A 19,182-nucleotide genomic window follows, 5' to 3' on the forward strand; every position below is an offset into this window, starting at 1 on the left:
GCGCCGGGTCGGCAGCGCCACAGCATACTATTTTTAGGGCCGCGGCGGTAGGGCCGCCGTCAGCCGGCCGCCGCTTCGCCCAGCTCCATCGCCATATGCTGCACCAGTTCCTCGCGCAGCGCGGCCAGCCGTTCGATCAGCGCGCCGGCGTCGGCGAGGGCGCCGCCCACCCGCTGCTGTTCGAGCCGCGCGCACAAATAGGCGAAATCCATAGCGCCGACCGCCTTCGCCGACGCCTTGAGGCGGTGCCCGATGTCGGCCGCACGCTCCAGGTCGTCCCGCGCCAGCGCCTCGGCGGCGTCGGCCAGGCCGTCGCGCGCGGCGTCGAGGAACATGAAGGCATATTTGCGCATCTTGTCCTGGTTGCCGCCGAAGGTCAGCGCCAGCGCGGCCATGTCGAGCATGCCGGAGGGTTCGGCGGACGGATCCGGCTCCGGCGCCGCCGCCGCCGGCTCGGGGGCGCGCACCGGACATTGGCGCATCCAGTGTGCGATCACCTCGAACAGCTGGTTGGGCGAGGTCGGCTTGGTGACGAATTCGTTCATGCCGGCGGCAAAAGCGCGGTCCTGGTCGTCGCGCCCCGCGTTGGCGGTCAGCGCGATCACCACCGTGTCGCGCAGGCGCGGGTCGCTGCGGATGATGCGAGTGGTCTCGAAGCCGTCCATCACCGGCATCTGCAGGTCCATCAGCACGCAGTCGAAGCGCTGGCGCAGCATCAGGTCGATCGCTTCCTTGCCGTTGTTGGCGACGACCACGCGCGCCCCGGCCTCCTCCAGCAGTTCCTGTCCCACCTGCTGGCTGAACACGTTGTCCTCGACCAGCAGCACGGCGGCGCCGGCGACCTGGTCGAGCATCTCCTGCGGCACCGGTTCGGGCCCGGCGCGCATGAAGCTGACACCCTTGCCGAGGCGCGCGGTGAACCAGAACGTGCTGCCCATGCCGGGCGCGCTCTCGACGCCGACGCTGCCGCCCATCAGTTCGACCAGCTGCTTGCTGATCACCAGCCCGAGGCCGGTGCCGCCGTACTTGCGGGTGGTCGAGGGGTCGGCCTGGTGGAAGGACTTGAACAGCTCTCCCATTTCCGCCTGGGTCATGCCGATGCCGCTGTCCTGCACTTCGAAGTGCACCAGCGTATCGTTGTCCGATTCCTGCAACGGCCAGGCGCGGATGTGCACAACGCCGTTCTCGGAAAATTTGATGGCGTTGCCGGTGAAATTGAGCAGCACCTGTTCGAGACGCAGCGGATCGCCGCGCAACTGATGCGACAAGTCGGGCGAAATGTCGAATTCGAGCGCCAGGCCGCGCGCCGCGGCGGCGTCGCCCAGCTGGTTGGCGATGTCCTGCATCAGGATGGCGAACCCGAAATCGACCGCTTCGAGTTCGAGCTTGCCCGCTTCGATCTTGGAAAAGTCGAGGATGTCGTTGATGATGCCCATCAGGTGCTGGCTCGAATGGTAGATCTTGTCGAGATAGTCGCGCTGCTTGGGGCTGGTCACCGACTTGAGCGCCAGGTGGGCCATGCCGATGATGCTGTTCATCGGCGTACGGATCTCGTGGCTCATATTCGAGAGGAAGTTGCTCTTGGCCAGATTGGCGGCGTCGGCCTGCGCCTTGAGCTTATCGAGCTCGGTGACGTCGGTCGACAGGCCGATCACCGCGCACACCTCGCCGGCCCGGATCACCGGCACCTTGACGGTCCAGAACTGGCGCACCTCCCCATCGAGCTGGGTGAACTGGTGCTGGCCGGCCTGGTGCTCGCCCGATTCGAACACCTGGCGGTCCTGCTCCCAGTAAGCATCGGCCAGGGCCGCAGGCAAAATGTCGCGGTCGATTTTTCCGGTCACTTCGTGCGGCTTGCGCCCCATCGCCTCGGCGGTGCGCGCATTTATATAGGTGTAGCGGCGCTCGCGGTCCTTCATGTAGACGTGCGCCTCGACCGTGTCGAGCACCGTGTCGAGCAGGTGGCGCTGCTCGAACTGTTCGCGCCGCGACCAGTACATGCGGATGAAAAAGCCGGCGATCAGCATGCTGCAGGCCAGCCCCGTCAGCAGCGCGGCCATCGGCAGCACCCGGTCGAAGCGGTTGTACAGGTCGGACCTGCGCATGCTGAAGCGGGCCCGCCACGCGCTGCCGTTGAAGTCCACCGGCAGCACCTTCCGGAGGCCGGTGTCGCGCGGGGCGCCGTCGCCGAACAGCAGGCTGGCGTCGCCGGCGCCCGAATACAGCGCCATCTCCAGGCCCGGCACCGCGACCTGGTCGATCACCTCGCGCGCCAGAGCGGCCACCCCGAAGTCGATCCCGACGGCGCCGGCCGGCGCGCCATCGCGGTACGCGGGCAGTTCGATGGCCATGCGCGGCTTGCCGGGCGCCGCCGGCGGCGCGCCCGGGATCTCGATCCCGACCTGCTGTCCAGGGCTGGCGAACGACATCCGCTCGACCGCCGGAAAATGGCGTCCGACCTGCAGCGAGTCGACATAGCGCTGGAACTGCGCGCGCGTGAGCGGCGCGTCGGCTGCCTCGTACAGCGCGGCGGCGCCGCGCCCCAGCTGGTAGAAGGTGTCGAGGCGCGCCTGCAGCGCGATCTGGGCGCTGCGGGCGATGCTGTCGAAGCGCTGGCGCGCGTCCTCCTCCACCGTGCGCACCGCCATCGCATACATGGCGGCGGCCACCAGCAACGAAAATGCGGCGCCGGCGCCCCAGAAAAGGAACTGCGCCGGCGCATTGCCGGCCAAGGTGCTGCGCACGCTGCGCATGATCGCTTGCGTCATCTTCGTACCTGCCCCCGGTTCGCTTGGCGCGGAACGGCGCCGTCGGGCGCCGCGATATTCACCAAGGATACTATTGAATTTCGCCAAGATCTGGGGACTGTGGCAATTCTGCAAAATTTAAAAATACGCTTGCCAATCGGTAAATACTGCGCCTGCGATTTCAGGGAACTTGCGATGGTGCGCGCGCCGGCCCTGTCCGGCGCGCCACCGCCCGCTTGCTAGGAGGCGAGCCGCTGCTCGAACAAGGCGGCGTAGGTCGCCTCCACGTCGATGTACAGGGCAACGGCCTGCTCGATGCCGATCTGAACCGGCGGACCGAGCCGTGTAATGTTGACCCCGGCGCGGCGCACCAGCCGCTCCAGGGAAGTGGTGGTCACGGTGACATAGCGGTCAATTCCATTGCGGCGGCCATACAGCACCATTTCGGAAAACGATTCCATGGTGATCTGCGACAGGCCGAAGCGGGAGTCGCAGTCGGTTTCGATGGCGAAGCGGCTCAGCTCCCAGGTGTGCGGATCTTCCGGCGCCGGCTCGCCGTGCAGCAGTTCGGAGAAAGAGTCCTTGAGCATGTAGGGGCCTTCGGTCGGCAGCAGGCGCCAGCAGCCGCGCAGCGCGCTCGACCCTGGCTCCCGGATCATCATGTAGTACGGATCAAGGGCGTCGTAACCGTCGATTTCCATGCCGCTCAGCACTGGCACCTCCCAGCCGAGGCGGTCCTTGAAAACCTTGGCACGCAGCTTGTGCATTTCCCACAGGTCCCGTGATTTGAAGTCTTTGCGTGCTGCGATTTGGATGTTCATGACCATTTTATTGCCTCGCTTTCTTTCAAGAAGTTATGCAACGTGCATCCAGAATCGGACAAATATGGCATTTGCATAACTAGCAGAAGTGATAGCTGGAAACCGGACGGCGAGGTGGAATACTGCAGATATTTGCCAAAGCGAGGGAAGCGAAATGGACCAGGACTACAATCTTCAGGTGGTGGTGGCGGAAGAAGCCGTCTCGTACGCAGCAAACGACCCCTACGTGGCGCCGCTGCAGCTGCGCGCGCCGGGCGCAGCGGGCCTGCGCCAGTTCCGGATCAGCAAAAGGGAAAGCCAGGCGACATTCTGGGCCCGCTTCGGCGTGACCCAGTCAAGCGGCAGCCGCTTCGAAACAGGCTTGGGCGTGCCGCCCCCGGTGGCCTTGCTGCTCAGGTTGTACGTGAACGGCAAGCTCAGCGATGGTGATCTTCTGGAGTAACGATGCCGAGCGCGATCGCCTTGACCAGCGCCTGCTGCCGCGTGTTGACGCCGAATTTCTGGCGGATGTTGGAAATATGAAAATTCACGGTGGCTTCGGCACAATCGGTGATCCTGGAAATTTCCCAGGACGATTTGCCGGCCATCACCCATTTGAGCACTTCGAGCTCGCGCTTGGTCAGGTGCGGCACCGGTTCCGCGGTGCCGTGCGCGCGCATGTATTTCAGCGACGATTGAAATGCGTAATCGCGCACCAGCGACAGATCGGCCAGGAAATGCGCTACCCGTTCGGTGAAGACCTTTCCGGGCAGGACGTCGGTGGCAAAACTGATCAAGCCCGCTTCGCCGTTGCAGCCGTGCATGGGTAAAGTGATACCGGAGCGAATGCCGAAGTGGCTCGCCTCTTCATACAAAGCGTGCTGCTGCTCCTGCACAAAGGCGTCGGGCTCCCACACCAGGGGCAGCACGCTGGTCATGCAGTGTTGCACAGTGGGATCGACGTAGTGCAGCTTCTGGGTTTCGTAATGCTGGCGCCACTTGTCCGAATAATTGCTGTGCAGAAAGGAAGTCTCGAGATTCGCGTGTTTCGTCGGCAAGGCGGCATACATCACCGACTCGAAACCCAGCGCCGAGGCCAGATCGAACAACGCACCGCTCCATGCCGCTTCCGAGTTGCTATTGATCAACCGCATCAACTGACTGATCTCGACCATGTTTCCTCCTCACTTGCGAAAGTTGCAAACTCTCACGGCTGCTGAGTCTAGATCGTAGTTGACTTTTTATCAAAACTCAATGGTCACGTGACCGGTTTTGCGAAATAATTTCATCAGAAGGTGGGGCCGGTGGCGGCGGGCTTTCTCTCGGATTATCACGCCTGATCCTCATGGGACAGGCCTGCTTCCGCAGTGCCATCGTATCGTGCGCCTCGGAAAGTTCTCTAGCGTTATTCTGCGCTGATTACGATAGAACGGTTGTTGTTATTTTGCCAAAGTGGGTGTGAGGCAGCCTTCGCCGCGCCCCTCGCTTGACGTAGAATTTCACAAGAGTATCGTGAGCCGGACCCGCAGTCCCAATTAACGCCCCATTAAACTGAACAGGTCCCGTCCAGACGTGCAAATCCCCAAAGTCCTCCTTGTCAACGACGACGCGGCGAGCCTGCTCGCGCTGGAGACCGCGCTGGCCGAAGCGACGCGCGACAACGAGTACGAGCTGATCACGGCGACCTCCGGCCAGCAGGCGCTGCGCGAAGTGCTGACCCACGAATTCGCCGTCATCCTGCTCGACGTGAACATGCCGGGCATGGACGGCTACCAGACCGCCGAGGCGATCCACTCGCATCCGCGCTCGCTGGCGGTGCCGATCATCTTCATCACCGCCCACTACCCGGACGACCTGCACCGCCTGAAGGCCTACCAGGCCGGCGCCGTCGACTACCTGTTTACCCCGGTGATTCCGCAGATCCTGCAGACCAAGGTGCGGGTGTTCGTCGAGCTGACCAAGTACAACCTGGCGCTGGTGGCCAAGACCGAGGAACTGGCGCGCCTGTACGACGACCTCGGCGCCCAGCGCCTGCAGGACCTCGAACGCATCAACGGCGAACTCGAACTCGAGGTGGCCGAGCGCAAACTGGCCGAGCAGCGCGCCCACGAACTGTCGATTCGCGACGGCCTGACCGGCCTGCTGAACCGCCGCGCGCTGATCCAGCAGCTGGAGCACGCGGTGGCCTACGCCGACCGCCACGCCGGCGAATTCGCGCTGCTGTTTCTCGACCTCGACCAGTTCAAGCGCATCAACGACACCTTCGGCCATGAGACCGGCGACGAACTGCTGCGCCAGGTCGCCGCGCGCCTGCTCGCGGCGGTGCGCGCGTCCGACGTGGTGGCGCGCCTGGGCGGCGACGAATTCGTCGTGCTGCTCGAAGGCCCCGGGGCCTCCGCCAACGCGGCCGGCGTGGCGCGCAAGATCGAGCAGGCCAACATGGAGCCGTTCGCGATCGCCGGCCAGCAGCTGCGCGCCGCGGCCAGCATCGGCATCGGCCTGTATCCGCAGGACGCGCCCAACGCCGCCACCCTGCTGCGCAACGCCGATTTCGCGATGTACCACGCCAAGCGGCAACGCCGCGGCAGCATCGAATTCTTCCGCGAGGAGCTGAATACGCGCGAAGTCGAACGCGCGCGCTGGGCCGCCGAGCTGCAGCAGGCGCTCGACAACGACGAACTGACCTTGCTGTTCCTGCCGAAGGCCGATACGGCGAGCGGCGCGCTGGCTGGCGTCGAAGCGCTGCTGCACTGGCGCCACCGTAGCCAGGGCCTGCTCGCGGCGCCTGGCTTCCTGCCGCAGGTGACCGAACGCGCCCTGCTCGAACGGGTCAGCGAGTGGACCATCGGCGCGGCGTGCAAACAAGCGTCGCAATGGCATAGGCAGGGCCAGGCGCTGCCGATCTCGGTCAACCTGGCCGGCACCCGTATCGAGCCGGCCCTGGCGGGCTGGATAGCGACCCACCTGACCAGATGCGGACTCGAATCCGGCTGGCTCGAACTGGAAATCGCCGAACACCTGCTGGCCGATCCCGACCAGGCGCGCGCGGTACTGCAACCGCTGCGCGCGGCCGGCGTTCGCCTGGCGGTGGACGATTTCGGCAGCGCCGGCGCTTCGCTGACGGCGCTGCGCGATCTCCCGTTCGACGCCATCAAGATCGATTGCGCCTTCGTGCGCGACCTCGGCGCGCCTGGCGGCGCCGACATGGTCGCGGCGATCATCCACCTGGCGCGCGCGCTCAACCTGTCGGTGCTGGCGCAAGGCGTCGACACCGAAGAACAGCTCGCCCTGCTGCGCACCCTCGGCTGCGACCAGTACCAGGGCGCGCTGGTCAGCCAGCCGCTGGCGGCCGACACCGTTTCCGACCTGCTGGCGTCCGCCGGCCCGAATCACTCCACCATCACGAGCCGGACCCAGATCCGGCCACCACTTCCACTCCGAAAAAACGAGGACAATGTCGATGAATAACATGAGCGATTTCATTGAGGAGCTTGACGCCAAGCTCCTGCTTTCCACGCTGATGGCGTTAAAGAAGGGCGACTTTACCGCGCGCATGCCGTCCGACTGGACTGGCGTGGCCGGCAAGATCGCCGACACCATGAACGACATCATCGAGACCAAGGAAAAGATGGTCAAGGCGGTGACCGAAGTGTCGCGCGTGGTCGGACGCGAAGGCCGCCTGACCCAGCGCGCCGCGGTGCCGAACGTGGCCGGCGGCTGGCAGACCATCATCAGCTCCGTCAACACGCTGATCGACGACCTGGTGCGCCCGACCACCGAAATGGCGCGCGTCATCGGCGCCGTGGCGAAAGGCGACCTGTCGCAGACCATGGCGCTGGAAGTGGACGGCCACCCGCTCAAGGGCCAGTACCTGCGCGCGGCGACCACCGCGAACACGATGGTGGAGCAGCTCTCCTCGTTCTCGTCGGAAGTGACGCGCGTGGCGCGCGAAGTGGGTACCGAGGGCAAGCTGGGCGGCCAGGCGCAGGTAAAAGGCGTGGCCGGCACCTGGAAGGACTTGACCGACTCGGTGAACTCGATGGCGGGTAACCTGACGTCGCAGGTGCGTAACATCGCCGAGGTGACCACCGCGGTGGCGAACGGCGACTTGTCGAAAAAGATTACGGTGGACGTGCGCGGCGAGATTCTGCAGCTGAAGGACACCATCAACGTGATGGTGGACCAGCTGCGATCGTTCGCATCCGAGGTGACCCGGGTGGCGCGCGAGGTGGGTACCGAAGGAAAGCTGGGCGGCCAGGCATACGTGCCGGGCGTCGGCGGCACCTGGAAGGACTTGACCGACAACGTGAACTTCATGGCGTCGAACCTGACGGGACAGGTGCGTAACATCGCGACGGTGACGACCGCGGTGGCGAACGGCGACCTGTCCAAGAAAATTACCGTGGACGTCAAGGGCGAGATTCTCGAACTGAAAAACACGATTAACGTGATGGTGGACCAGTTGTCCTCGTTCTCCTCCGAAGTGACCCGGGTGGCGCGCGAGGTGGGTACCGAGGGTAAGCTGGGCGGCCAGGCGCAGGTGAAGGGCGTGGCCGGCACCTGGAAGGACTTGACCGACTCGGTGAACTCGATGGCGGGTAACCTGACCGGCCAGGTGCGAAACATCGCCGACGTGACGACCGCGGTGGCGAACGGCGACTTGTCGAAGAAGATCACGGTGGACGTGAAGGGCGAGATTCTCGAGCTGAAAAACACCATTAACGTGATGGTCGACCAATTGAACTCGTTCGCATCCGAAGTGACCCGGGTGGCGCGCGAGGTGGGTACCGAGGGCAAGCTGGGCGGCCAGGCGAACGTGCCGGGCGTGGGCGGCACCTGGAAGGACTTGACCGACAACGTGAACTTCATGGCGTCGAACCTGACGGGCCAGGTGCGTAACATCGCCGACGTGACGACGGCGGTGGCGAACGGCGACCTGTCCAAGAAGATTACCGTGGACGTGAAGGGCGAGATTCTCGAGCTGAAAAACACGATTAACGTGATGGTGGACCAATTGTCTTCGTTCGCATCCGAGGTGACCCGGGTGGCGCGCGAGGTGGGTACCGAGGGCAAGCTGGGCGGCCAGGCATACGTGCCGGGCGTCGGCGGCACCTGGAAAGACTTGACCGACAATGTGAACTTCATGGCGTCGAACCTGACGGGCCAGGTGCGTAACATCGCGGCGGTGACGACCGCGGTGGCCCGAGGCGACTTGTCGAAGAAGATTACCGTGGACGTGAAGGGCGAGATCCTGGAACTGAAAGACACCATCAACGTGATGGTGGACCAGCTGTCTTCGTTCGCATCCGAAGTGACCCGTGTGGCGCGCGAGGTGGGTACCGAGGGCAAGCTGGGCGGCCAGGCGAACGTGTCGGGCGTCGGCGGCACCTGGAAGGACTTGACCGAGAACGTCAACCAGCTGGCGGCAAACCTGACCAACCAGATGCGCGCGATCGGTGAAGTGGCGACCGCGGTGACGCGAGGCGACTTGTCCCGTTCGATTCAGGTGGAGGCGCGCGGCGAGGTGTCCTACCTGAAGGACAACATCAACGAGATGATCCGAAACCTGAAGGAAACCACGCAGAAGAACGCGCAGCAGGATTGGCTCAAGACCAACCTGGCGCGCTTCACGCGACTGCTGCAGGGCCAGCGCGACTTGCAGGCGGTGACGAAGCTGATCCTGTCCGAGCTGGCGCCGCTGGTGTCGGCGCACCACGGCGTGTTCTACATGATGGACTCGCAGGAGATGGATGCGCGCCTGCGCATGATCGCCAGCTACGGCTACCGTTCCAGCCGCAAGCTCGCCACCTCCTTCCTGCCGGGCGAAGGCCTGGTCGGACAGTGCGCGGTCGAGAAAACCCGCATCTGGCTGACCGATGTGCCGCGCGATTACATCGTCGTCTCGTCGGGCCTGGGCGCGGCGCCGCCGACCAACATCGTGGTGCTGCCGATCCTGTTCGAGCAGCAGGTCAAGGCGGTCATCGAGATCGCATCGCTGGACCGCTTCACCGAAACCCACCTGTCCTTCCTCGACCAGCTGATGGAGTCGATCGGCGTGGTGCTGAACACCATCGAGGCGAACAGCCGGACCGAGTCGCTGCTGACCCAGTCGCAGTCGCTGGCGCAAGAGCTCCAGCAGACCAACCAGGAGCTGGCGGAGAAGGCGCGCCTGCTGTCCGAGCAGAACATCGAGGTGGAACGGAAGAACCGGGAGGTGGAGCAGGCCAAGCTGGCGCTGGAAGAAAAGGCGACCCAGCTGGCGCTGTCCTCCAAGTACAAATCCGAGTTCCTGGCGAATATGTCGCACGAGCTGCGCACCCCGCTCAACTCCCTGCTCATCCTGGCGCAGCAGCTGTCGGATAACCCCGAGGGCAACCTGTCGGGCAAGCAGGTGGAATTCGCGAAGACCATCCACGGCTCCGGTTCCGACCTGCTGACGCTGATTAACGACATTCTCGACCTGTCGAAGATCGAGTCCGGCACCGTGACGCTGGACGTCTCCGAGTACCGCTTCGCGAACCTGCGCAACTACGTCGACCGCACCTTCCGCCACATGGCCGAAGCCAAGCACCTGGGCTTCACGGTCGAACTGGCGGACACCCTGCCGACCGCCGTGATGACCGACACCACGCGCCTGCAGCAGGTGCTGAAAAACCTGCTGTCGAACGCGTTCAAGTTCACCAGCCACGGCCAGGTCGCGCTGAACATCTCGCTGGTCACCAGCGGCTGGACCAGCGACCATCCGAGCCTGGTGCACGCCGACGCGGTGCTGGCGTTCTCGGTGCGCGACACCGGCGTCGGTATCGCCGCCGACAAGCTGCAGCTGATTTTCGAAGCGTTCCAGCAGGCCGACGGCTCGACCGCCCGCAAGTACGGCGGCACCGGACTTGGACTGTCGATTTCGCGCGAACTGGCGCGTCTGCTGGGCGGCGAGATCCGGGTCGAATCGGTGGTCAACACCGGTTCCACCTTTACCCTGTTCCTGCCTTACAATCGCGCCGGCTTCATCAACTACGACCAGGCGCGCCAGCCGCAGCCTGCGCGGATGGCGCCGCCGCCGGCCCAGGTGGTGTACGCCAACACGCTGCAGCTGGAGAACGAAGTCGCTCCGCAGCCGACCGCGCCGAGTTCGGTCCAGGTGGTCGAATTCAATTCGATGCCGGACGACCGCGGCCTGATCGCACCGGGCGACCCTTCGGTGCTGATCGTCGAGGATGACGAAACCTTCGCCGAAATGGTGCTGGAATTCGCCCGCGAGAAGAACTTCAAGGGCATCGTCACCCACCTGGGCGACTCGGTGCTGTCGATGGCGCGCGATTACCTGCCGTCGGCCATCCTGCTCGACCTCGACCTGCCCGACATCGACGGCTTCACGGTGCTCGACCGCCTGAAACGCGATCCGAGCACGCGCCACATCCCGGTGCACGTGATGTCCAGCCTGCGCGAGCGCGAGCGCGCGCTGCGCCAGGGCGCCATCTCGTACATCAACAAGCCGGTGTCGCGCGAGGCGCTGCAGGAGGAATTCACCCGCATCCAGAAGTTCCTGATGGGCGGCAAGCGCAGCCTGCTGGTGGTGGACGACGAGAAGATGCAGCGCGATTCGATCGTGTCGCTGATCGGCGACTCCGACCTGCGCATCGTCGCGGTGGAAACCGGCGCCCAGGCGCTCGAGGCGCTGCGCTCGTCGCACTTCGACTGCATGGTGCTGGACCTGACCCTGCCCGACATCAGCGGCTTCGACCTGCTCGACGTGATCGGCAAGGAGCCGAACCTGCGCGACCTGCCGATCGTGATCTACACCGCCAAGGAGCTGAACAAGAAGGAAGTGACGAAGCTCAAGCGCTACGCCAAGACCATCGTGATCAAGGACGCCCGTTCGCCCGAGCGCCTGCTCGACGAGACGGCGCTGTTCCTGCACCGTTCGCACGCCTCGCTGCCTGAACTGCAGCGCCGCATGCTCGAGGAGATCCATGCGGCCGACGGCGGCCTGGCCGGACGCAAGGTGCTGATCGTCGACGACGACCTGCGCAACATCTTCGCGCTGTCCTCGCTGCTCGAGCGACAGCAGATGCAGGTGTCGTTCGCCGAAAACGGCCGCGACGGCATCGAGGTGCTGGAGAAGGACCCGACCATCGAGATCGTCCTGATGGACATCATGATGCCGGAGATGGACGGCTACGACACGATGCGCGCGATCCGGCGCATTCCGAAGTTCAAGTCGCTGCCGATCATCACGCTGACCGCGAAAGCGATGAAGGGCGACCGCGACAAGTGCATCGCCGCCGGCGCCTCCGACTACATCACCAAGCCGGTCGACGTGGCCCAGCTGCTGTCGCTGATGCGGGTATGGCTGCATTGACCGGGTATCTGGCGATGGAAGCCGGACTGGCGACGGAAGAACTTGAAATCGAGCTGCTGCTGGAGGCGTTGTTCCAGCGCTTCGGCTACGATTTCAGGGCCTACGACAGGCCCACGCTGCGGCGCAAGCTGCACCAGCAAATGCAGGGGCGCGGACTGACCACCGTCTCGTCGCTGCAGGACCGGGTGCTGCATGAACCGGGCGCGGGCCCCGCCCTGCTGCGCGCTCTGTCGGTGCAGCCGGCCGCGCTGTTCGACGACCCGGAGCGGGCGCGCCAGGCGCGCATCGTGCTGGCGTCGTGCCTGCGCGCGTCGGCCGTTCCAAAAGTGTGGCTGGCCGAATGCGCGGGCGCCGAAGAAGCATGGTCGCTGGCGATCCTGCTGGCCGAGGAGCAGCTGCACCTGCGCACCGAGATCTACGCCACGGTGGCGAACGAAGAGATGGTGGCCGCGGCGCAGCTGGCCAGCATCCCGGCCGAGCGCCTGGCGGAGTATCAGGAAAACTATCTCAGGAGCGGCGGCACGGCGCCACTGTCCGATTATTTCGACGTCGCTGACGGCCGGGCGGTGCTGATCGCATCGCTGCGCGAGCGCATCACCTGGGCCCAGTACAACGTGGTGACGGACGCCTCGTTCAACGAATTCCAGATGATCGCGTGCCAGCGCGCCCTGCCCGACTTCGGCCCGCTGCTGCGCCAGCGCGTGCTGCGCCTGTTCCACGACAGCCTGTCGCTGTTCGGCGTGCTGGGACTGGACCGGCAGATGTCCGATGGCGACCCGCTGGCGGCCAGCTACCAGGCGGTTTTTTCGAACCAGCCCTGGTACAAGCGCGTCGCCTGAGGTTTGGGGTCGGGTCCGGCGGACCCGACCCCACCCTTTATGGCCGGCCGACGCTCGGCCGCGCCGCGATCCGGTCGCGCCATTCCTGCAGGTGGTTCATCCCTTCGGCGCCAGGCTTGAACTTCAGCAGCCCGCGCGCAAACTCCAGCGCGCAGAACGCCGTGATGTCGGCGACCGTGAAGCGGTGTCCCGCCACATAGGGATGGTCGGCGAGCACGCCGTCAAGCCAGCGCGCCGCGTCGCGCATTTTTTCCCCTTGCGATGCGCCGAAATCCTGGAACTGCGGTTTCTCCAGCACCGCCAGCGCCGGATGGGTATGGCGCACCGAGTTGGCGATCTGCGCCATCAGGTGCAGCTCGGCGCGCCGGTCCGCCATTTCGATGAAAGCGCGCTCCTCGAAACCCTCGCCCATCAGGTTCGGCTCCGGGTACAGGCCTTCCAGGTAGCTGCAGATCGCCCGGGTCTCGCACAGCACGCGGCCATCGTCCAGCTCCAGCGCCGGCACGCGGGCCAGCGGATTCTTGGAGATGAACGATTCGCTGTGCTGCTCACCGGCCATGATATCGATCGTCACGTTCTCGATGCCGGTGATGCCTTTTTCGGCGATGAACATGGTGACCCGGCGCGGGTTGGGGGCATGGCTGCTGACGTACAGTTTCATTTTCTCTCCAGGTGATTGATCAGGCGTTTTTCGACTGGCCGGTTTCGACCATCCCGCGCACCGCAGCGGCATATTTTTCGGCATTCTCTTCGGCGTTCGATGCGAGGTCGCGCTGCGACGGCGGCTGCAGCAGGCCTTGCTGCACCGCCGGACGCGCGCGAATCGCGTCGACCCAGCGCTTCAGGTTCGGCAAGTCGTCGATCGCGACGCCAGACCAATTGTGGGTGCGCACCCACGCCCAGTTCGCGATGTCGGCAATCGAGTAATCGCCGGCCAGGAATTCGTGGTCCTTCAGGCGCGTGTCCAGCACCCGGAACAGGCGCCGGCTCTCGCCCTGGTAACGGTCGATGGCCGGCTGGATCTTGTCGGGGAAGTAGCGGAAAAAGACGTTGGCCTGCCCCATCATCGGGCCGATCCCGCCCATCTGGAACATCAGCCATTGCATCACCAGCGAGCGGCCCTTGACATCGGCCGGCATCAGGCGCCCGGTCTTCTCGGCCAGGTAGACCAGGATGGCGCCGGATTCGAACACGGCGAAATTGTCCTCGGCGCGATCGACGATGGCCGGAATCCGCCCGTTCGGATTGACCGCAAGGAACCAGTCCTCCTTCTGCTGGTTCTCCTGCAGGTCGAGCGCATGCAGCGTGTAGGGCAGCGCGAGTTCCTCCAGCGCGATGGACACCTTGTGGCCGTTCGGCGTGGCGGCTGAATACAGGTCGATCATGGCTATTCCTTCAATCTGGGAAGCAGCTTGGGATCATACCCGAATCGCCGCCGTGCGCGCGTTGACAGGCCCGCCCTTTCACTTTAGATTGCGGGACGAACTTCGCACAAGGAACTCCATGCATCGCACCCTGATTTCGGCCGCCGTATTCGCACTTGCCGGCCTGGCGGCCCAGCCGCTGATGGCCGCGCCGGCCGCGGCGCCCATCGCCGGCATCACCACGCAGCTGCCGCGCGGGATACGCCCGATCCATTACGACGTCGCCATCACACCGGACGCCGCTCGCGGCACGTTTGCCGGCAAGGTCGTCATTACACTCGACGTGGAGGCGCCCACTGGCACGATTACGCTGAACGCCGCCGATCTCAAATTCGCGAGCGCCATGCTCACGCCAGCAGCGGGCGGCGCGCCCGTCGCTGCCACCGTCGGCGTCGACGCCGACGCGCAGACCGCGAACTTCCGCTTCGCCCAGCCCGTCCCTAAAGGCCGCTACCGCCTGGCGCTCGACTACCAGGGCGTGATCGGCCAGCAGGCGGCCGGCCTGTTCTCGCTGGACTACGATACCGCTGCGGGCAAGAAGCGCGCGCTGTACACGCAGTTCGAAAACTCCGATGCGCGCCGCATGATTCCGTCGTGGGACGAGCCGGCATACAAGGCCAGCTTCACGCTGGAGGCCACTGTCCCCGCCGGCCAGATGGCCGTCAGTAACATGCCGGTCGCCTCCAACAGGAAGCTGGCCGACGGCCGCAGCCTGGTGAAGTTCGCCGCAACGCCAAAGATGTCGACCTACCTGCTGTTCTTCGGACTGGGCGAATTCGAACGCGCCACCGCCATGGCCGGCGGCACCGAGCTGGGCGTGATCACCACCAAAGGGGGCGCCGCCAAGGCCGCCTTCGCGCTCGATGCGGCGAAGGCGATCCTGGGCGAATACAACCGCTACTTCGGCGTGCACTACCCGCTGCCCAAACTGGACAACATCGCCGCGCCGGGCCGCAGCCAGTTCTTCAGCGCGATGGAGAACTGGGGCGCGATCTTCTCGTTCGAATACGCGATGCTGCTCGACCCGGCCATCTCCACCCAGTCCGACAAACAGGAGGTATTCCTCACCGCGGCGCACGAAATGGCGCACCAGTGGTTCGGCGACCTGGTGACGATGCAGTGGTGGGACGACCTGTGGCTCAACGAAGGCTTCGCTTCGTGGATGGAAAGCCGCATGACCGCGCAGCTGCATCCCGAATGGAACACCGCGCTAAACGCGGTCAACGTGCGCGAGGCGGCGATGGTGCGCGATTCGGTGGCCTCGACGCACCCAGTGGTACAGCATGTCGAAACGGTCGAACAGGCCAGCCAGGCCTTCGACGAAATCACCTACCAGAAAGGCGAGTCGGTGATCCGCATGCTGGAGGATTACGTCGGCGCCGAGGCATGGCGCAACGGCGTGCGCGCGTACATGCGCCAGCACGCTTACAAGAACACGGTGTCGGACGACCTGTGGCGGGCGATGGAAGCGGCGGCGCGCAAGCCGGTCAGGGATATCGCCCACGACTTCACGCTGCAGGCCGGGGTGCCGCTGATCCGCGTGGACGCCGCCGCCTGCCGCGGCAGCAGCACCCAGGTGGAACTGACGCAATCGGAGTTCAGCCGCGGCCAGCCGGGCAAACAGCCGCTGCGCTGGCGCGTCCCGGTGACCTTGCAGGCGGCCGGATCGAGCCACAAGGTGCGCACCCTGGTCACCGGCGGCAAGGCCAGCGTCAGCGTGCCCGGCTGCGGAACGGTGATCGTCAACGCCGGCCAGAACGGCTACTACCGCACCACTTACGCGCCGGCGCATTTCCGCGCGCTAGCCACCGGCTTCGCACAACTTGCGCCAATCGACCAGATGGGACTTCTGGCCGATACCTGGTCTCTCGGCGTGGCCGGGATGCAGCCGGCCTCCGACTTCCTCGAACTGTCGAACGCCGCGCCGCTGTCGGCCGACCCTCAGGTGTGGGGCAAGATCGCCAGCGTGTTCAACGACATCCACGAGATGTACGCCGGCGATCGCGCGCGCCAGCAGCGCTTCGACGCCTTCGCGGCCGGCCGCCTGCTGCCGGTGTTCAAACAGGTCGGATGGGCGCCGCGCGCCGGCGAGAACGCTACCGTCGCCAACCTGCGCGAAAAGCTGGTCTTCACCTTGTCCAACCTGAACGACCAGGCCACCGTCGCGGAAGCGCGGCGCCTGTACAGTCGTGCCGGCGATAATCCATTGCGCAAGGCGCTGATGGCGGTCGTCGCGCAGCATGCCGACAGCGCGGCGTGGGAGTCCCTGCGCGCCGAAGCCGAGCGCGAGAAGTCGCCGATGATCAAGGACCAGCTATACCGCCTGCTGGCCTCCCCTGCCGATGAAGCCCTGGCGCGCCGCGCCCTCGACCTGGCGATGACCGACACGCCGGGCCTGACCAACAGCGCGGCCATGCTGGCGCAGGTGGCGGGCGACCATCCCGAACTGGCGTTCGACTTCGCGCTGGCCAACCTGCCCAAGGTAAACGAGCGCGTCGACGCCAGCTCGCGCAGCCGTTACATTCCGCGCCTGGCCGCCGGATCCGCCAATCCCGCGACGATCGCGAAGCTGGAGGCGTACGCGAGCGCCCACCTGGCGCCGGGATCGCGGCGCGACGCCGAAACCGCGGTCGACAGCATCAGGGATCGCATCAGGGCGCGTAGCGAGCGCTTGCCGGAGATCGACGCATGGCTGGCCGCGCACGCCAACTAGGCGCGGCCTTCGCGCTGGCCGCGTTGCTTGGCGGCTGCGCCCGCGTCGCGCCGCCGCCCGCTCCCACGGCAGCTTCGGGCGATCAATTCGGCTGGTATCGCCAGGCTGCGGCGGCAGGGGCCAAAGTGCTGGCGATCGATCCGGCGCAATCGCTGATTGCCGTCACCGTGCGGCGCGGCGGCCCGTTTGCCCGGTTCGGCCACGACCACCTTGTCGCCAGCCGCACCATCACCGGCTTCGCGGCGCCCGCGCAGGGACGTGCGGACTTCAGCTTTCGGCTCGACCAGATGAGCGTCGACGACCCTGCGCTGCGGCGCGAGGCCGGCCTCGGCGCCCAGCCGCCGGAGGACGCCATCGCCGGCACGCGCGCCAACATGCTGGGTCGCGTGCTCGACGCGGAGCGCTTTCCGGTGGTATCGCTGCACGCCGAGCGGCGGGCCGGCCAGCCAGTCCAGCTGACAATCACCCTGCATGGCGTGAGCCGCACCGTCGCGGCGCCGGCCGTTATCGAAGAAACCGCGGACAGCGTGACCGCCAGCGGCGAAGTTCAGCTGCGCCAGAGCGATTTCGGCATCACGCCGATGTCGGTGCTGGGGGGCGCAATGACGGTGATGGACACGCTGGAGCTGCGCTACCGGATTGTGGCGAAAGCGCGCTAGGCCTGGCGCCGCGATCGGCAATCCAGGCATCGACCTTTGCCGCGCTGCCGGGCGGCAGGTGCAGGCCCAGTTTCGAGCGCCGCCACAAGATGTCGGCGGCGCTGCGCGCCCATTCGTGCGTCATCAGGTAGTCGGCTTCTGCCGGATACAGTCCCGGCACGATCTCGGGGCCGAGGTCCGACAGCTTGCGGCAGCCCTCCAGCAGCACGGCCATGCGGGCGCCGTAGGCACGCGCGTACCGGCGCAGCAGCGCGGGGGGAAGCCAGCGATAGCGTTGCTGCATCGTCGCCGTCCACTGGCCGAATTCGAGCACACCGCGGTTCGACGGACGCGCGCCGAACAGGTCGCCGCCCGGCAGGCAGGCGTCCGCGGTCCATCCTTGTTTGCTGTTGCCCATTTGCGGCGCTATCCAGTCGACCGCCTCCTCCGCCAGTTTGCGAAAGGTGGTGATCTTGCCTCCCAGGACAGTGAGCAGCGGCGCGCCGCCGGTGTCGTGCGCCAGCCTGAAATCGCGGCTCGCGGCCTGCGCGCTGGCGTCGTCGTCGTCCACCAGGGGCCGCACGCCTGCATACGACCACACCACGTCGCCCGGGCCGATCGGCTGGCGGAAGTAGCCGTTCGCCAGCGCGCACAGGTAGGCAGTTTCCGCGTCGTCGATGGCGACGGCGTCCGGGTCGCCGCGGAAATCGAGGTCGGTGGTGCCGATCAGCGTGAACTCGCTCTCGTACGGCATCGCGAACACGATGCGTCCGTCGGGATGCTGGAAGATGTAGGCGAAATCGTGCTCGAACAGGCGCCGCACGACGATGTGGCTGCCCTTCACCAGGCGCAGCGAGGGCTGCAGCTGCGTGCCCAGGGCGCCCTGCAGGAAGGTTCCGGCCCACGGCCCGGTGGCGTTGACCAGGCAGCGCGCGTTGACGCGCCGCGCCCTGCCCGCCGCGCCGGTCAGCGTTGCGCTCCAGTGCAGCGGATGGCGCTGCACGCCGCCGCAGGTGGTGCGGGTCAGGACCAGCGCGCCGCGTTCGCGCGCGTCCAGCGCGGCCAGCACCACCAGCCGGGCGTCGTCGACCCAGCCATCGGAGTATTCGAAGCCGCGCTTGAAGGCCGGCTGCAGCGCCGCGCCGGCCGGATGGCGGCGCAGGTCGACGCCGGCGGAGCCGGGCAGGAATTCGCGCCGCGCCAGCCGGTCGTAGAGGAACAGGCCGGCGCGGATCAGCCACGCCGGGCGCTGGCCGGCGTCGTGCGGCATGACGAAGCGCAGCGGCCACATGATGTGCGGCGCGCTGCGCAGCAGCAGCTCGCGCTCGATCAGCGCCTTGCGCACCAGGCCGAATTCGCGGTGTTCGAGGTAGCGCAGCCCGCCGTGAATCAGCTTGCTGGACGCCGACGACGTGTGCGCGGCCAGGTCGTCCTTCTCGCACAGCACCACGCGCAGGCCGCGCCCGGCCGCATCGCGCGCGATTCCGGCGCCATTGATCCCGCCGCCCACCACCAGCACATCGCAATCTATTCGTTCAAGGGTTTCGCCCATTCAGCGCTCCGCGTCTACTCACCCACATTGTGGTCTAAAAAGCTATCGTGATCAGATTTTTTAGCGCTGTCGCCCCGCTTCCGCAAAGAAGCGCATATTGTGCATTAAAA

12 protein-coding genes are annotated in these 19,182 nt (G+C 65.8%); 6 read left to right on the forward strand and 6 right to left on the reverse strand.

The window, feature by feature from the left end; all coding sequences use genetic code 11:
- Positions 1 to 59 precede the first annotated feature (59 nt).
- Both AC1D02_RS04230 and AC1D02_RS04235 read right to left on the reverse strand, forming a co-directional pair.
- A complete protein-coding gene (locus AC1D02_RS04230; protein ID WP_477314055.1) occupies positions 60 to 2,768 on the reverse strand; it encodes a hybrid sensor histidine kinase/response regulator in 2,709 nt (902 codons plus the stop codon).
- 218 nt (positions 2,769 to 2,986) lie between these two features.
- Complete coding sequence (locus AC1D02_RS04235; protein ID WP_477314057.1) at positions 2,987 to 3,574, reverse strand: acyl-homoserine-lactone synthase; 588 nt, start codon at positions 3,572 to 3,574, stop codon at positions 2,987 to 2,989.
- Between the two features lie 148 nt (positions 3,575 to 3,722).
- Here AC1D02_RS04235 and AC1D02_RS04240 point away from each other — a divergent pair, with 148 nt between their 5' ends.
- A complete protein-coding gene (locus AC1D02_RS04240) occupies positions 3,723 to 4,010 on the forward strand; it encodes a helix-turn-helix domain-containing protein (RefSeq protein ID WP_477314059.1) in 288 nt (95 codons plus the stop codon).
- On the opposite strand, the gene AC1D02_RS04245 is transcribed toward AC1D02_RS04240, so the two are convergent.
- Positions 3,985 to 4,722 carry an autoinducer binding domain-containing protein gene (locus AC1D02_RS04245; RefSeq protein WP_477314061.1) on the reverse strand — a complete coding sequence of 246 codons (738 nt, stop codon included), beginning with the start codon at positions 4,720 to 4,722 and terminating at the stop codon, positions 3,985 to 3,987. The two genes, AC1D02_RS04240 and AC1D02_RS04245, sit on opposite strands and share 26 nt — an antisense overlap.
- Positions 4,723 to 5,119: 397 nt before the next feature.
- Between AC1D02_RS04245 and AC1D02_RS04250 the strand changes: the two genes are divergently transcribed.
- The 3 genes from AC1D02_RS04250 to AC1D02_RS04260 are packed head-to-tail and all read left to right on the forward strand — an operon-like array spanning position 5,120 to position 12,745.
- A complete protein-coding gene (locus tag AC1D02_RS04250; protein WP_477314063.1) occupies positions 5,120 to 7,015 on the forward strand; it encodes a putative bifunctional diguanylate cyclase/phosphodiesterase in 1,896 nt (631 codons plus the stop codon).
- Positions 7,008 to 11,906 carry a hybrid sensor histidine kinase/response regulator gene (locus AC1D02_RS04255; RefSeq protein WP_477315349.1) on the forward strand — a complete coding sequence of 1,633 codons (4,899 nt, stop codon included), beginning with the start codon at positions 7,008 to 7,010 and terminating at the stop codon, positions 11,904 to 11,906. Before AC1D02_RS04250 ends, AC1D02_RS04255 begins: the two co-directional genes overlap by 8 nt.
- A complete protein-coding gene (locus AC1D02_RS04260; RefSeq protein ID WP_477314065.1) occupies positions 11,894 to 12,745 on the forward strand; it encodes a CheR family methyltransferase in 852 nt (283 codons plus the stop codon). The genes AC1D02_RS04255 and AC1D02_RS04260 overlap by 13 nt, the downstream gene beginning before the upstream one ends.
- Before the next feature lie 37 nt (positions 12,746 to 12,782).
- On the opposite strand, the gene AC1D02_RS04265 is transcribed toward AC1D02_RS04260, so the two are convergent.
- Together AC1D02_RS04265 and AC1D02_RS04270 are read right to left on the reverse strand one after the other, a co-directional pair.
- On the reverse strand, positions 12,783 to 13,406 hold the full coding sequence (locus AC1D02_RS04265) for a glutathione S-transferase family protein (RefSeq protein ID WP_477314067.1): 624 nt from the start codon (positions 13,404 to 13,406) through the stop codon (positions 12,783 to 12,785).
- 19 nt (positions 13,407 to 13,425) lie between these two features.
- Positions 13,426 to 14,130: a glutathione S-transferase family protein gene (locus tag AC1D02_RS04270; RefSeq protein WP_477314069.1), complete on the reverse strand. Its 705-nt coding sequence runs from the start codon at positions 14,128 to 14,130 to the stop codon at positions 13,426 to 13,428.
- 118 nt (positions 14,131 to 14,248) lie between these two features.
- Here AC1D02_RS04270 and AC1D02_RS04275 point away from each other — a divergent pair, with 118 nt between their 5' ends.
- Positions 14,249 to 16,882, forward strand: a complete 2,634-nt coding sequence (locus AC1D02_RS04275; RefSeq protein WP_477314071.1) for a M1 family metallopeptidase — start codon at positions 14,249 to 14,251, stop codon at positions 16,880 to 16,882.
- Positions 16,858 to 17,541 (forward strand): YceI family protein, encoded by a 684-nt coding sequence (locus tag AC1D02_RS04280; protein ID WP_477314073.1) that lies wholly within the window; start codon positions 16,858 to 16,860, stop codon positions 17,539 to 17,541. Before AC1D02_RS04275 ends, AC1D02_RS04280 begins: the two co-directional genes overlap by 25 nt.
- Here AC1D02_RS04280 and glpD read toward each other — a convergent pair.
- Positions 17,456 to 19,072 (reverse strand): glycerol-3-phosphate dehydrogenase, encoded by a 1,617-nt coding sequence (gene glpD / locus AC1D02_RS04285; RefSeq protein ID WP_477314075.1) that lies wholly within the window; start codon positions 19,070 to 19,072, stop codon positions 17,456 to 17,458. The genes AC1D02_RS04280 and glpD overlap by 86 nt on opposite strands.
- Positions 19,073 to 19,182: the final 110 nt, after the last annotated feature.

This window comes from Massilia sp. P1_C10, assembly GCF_056406475.1.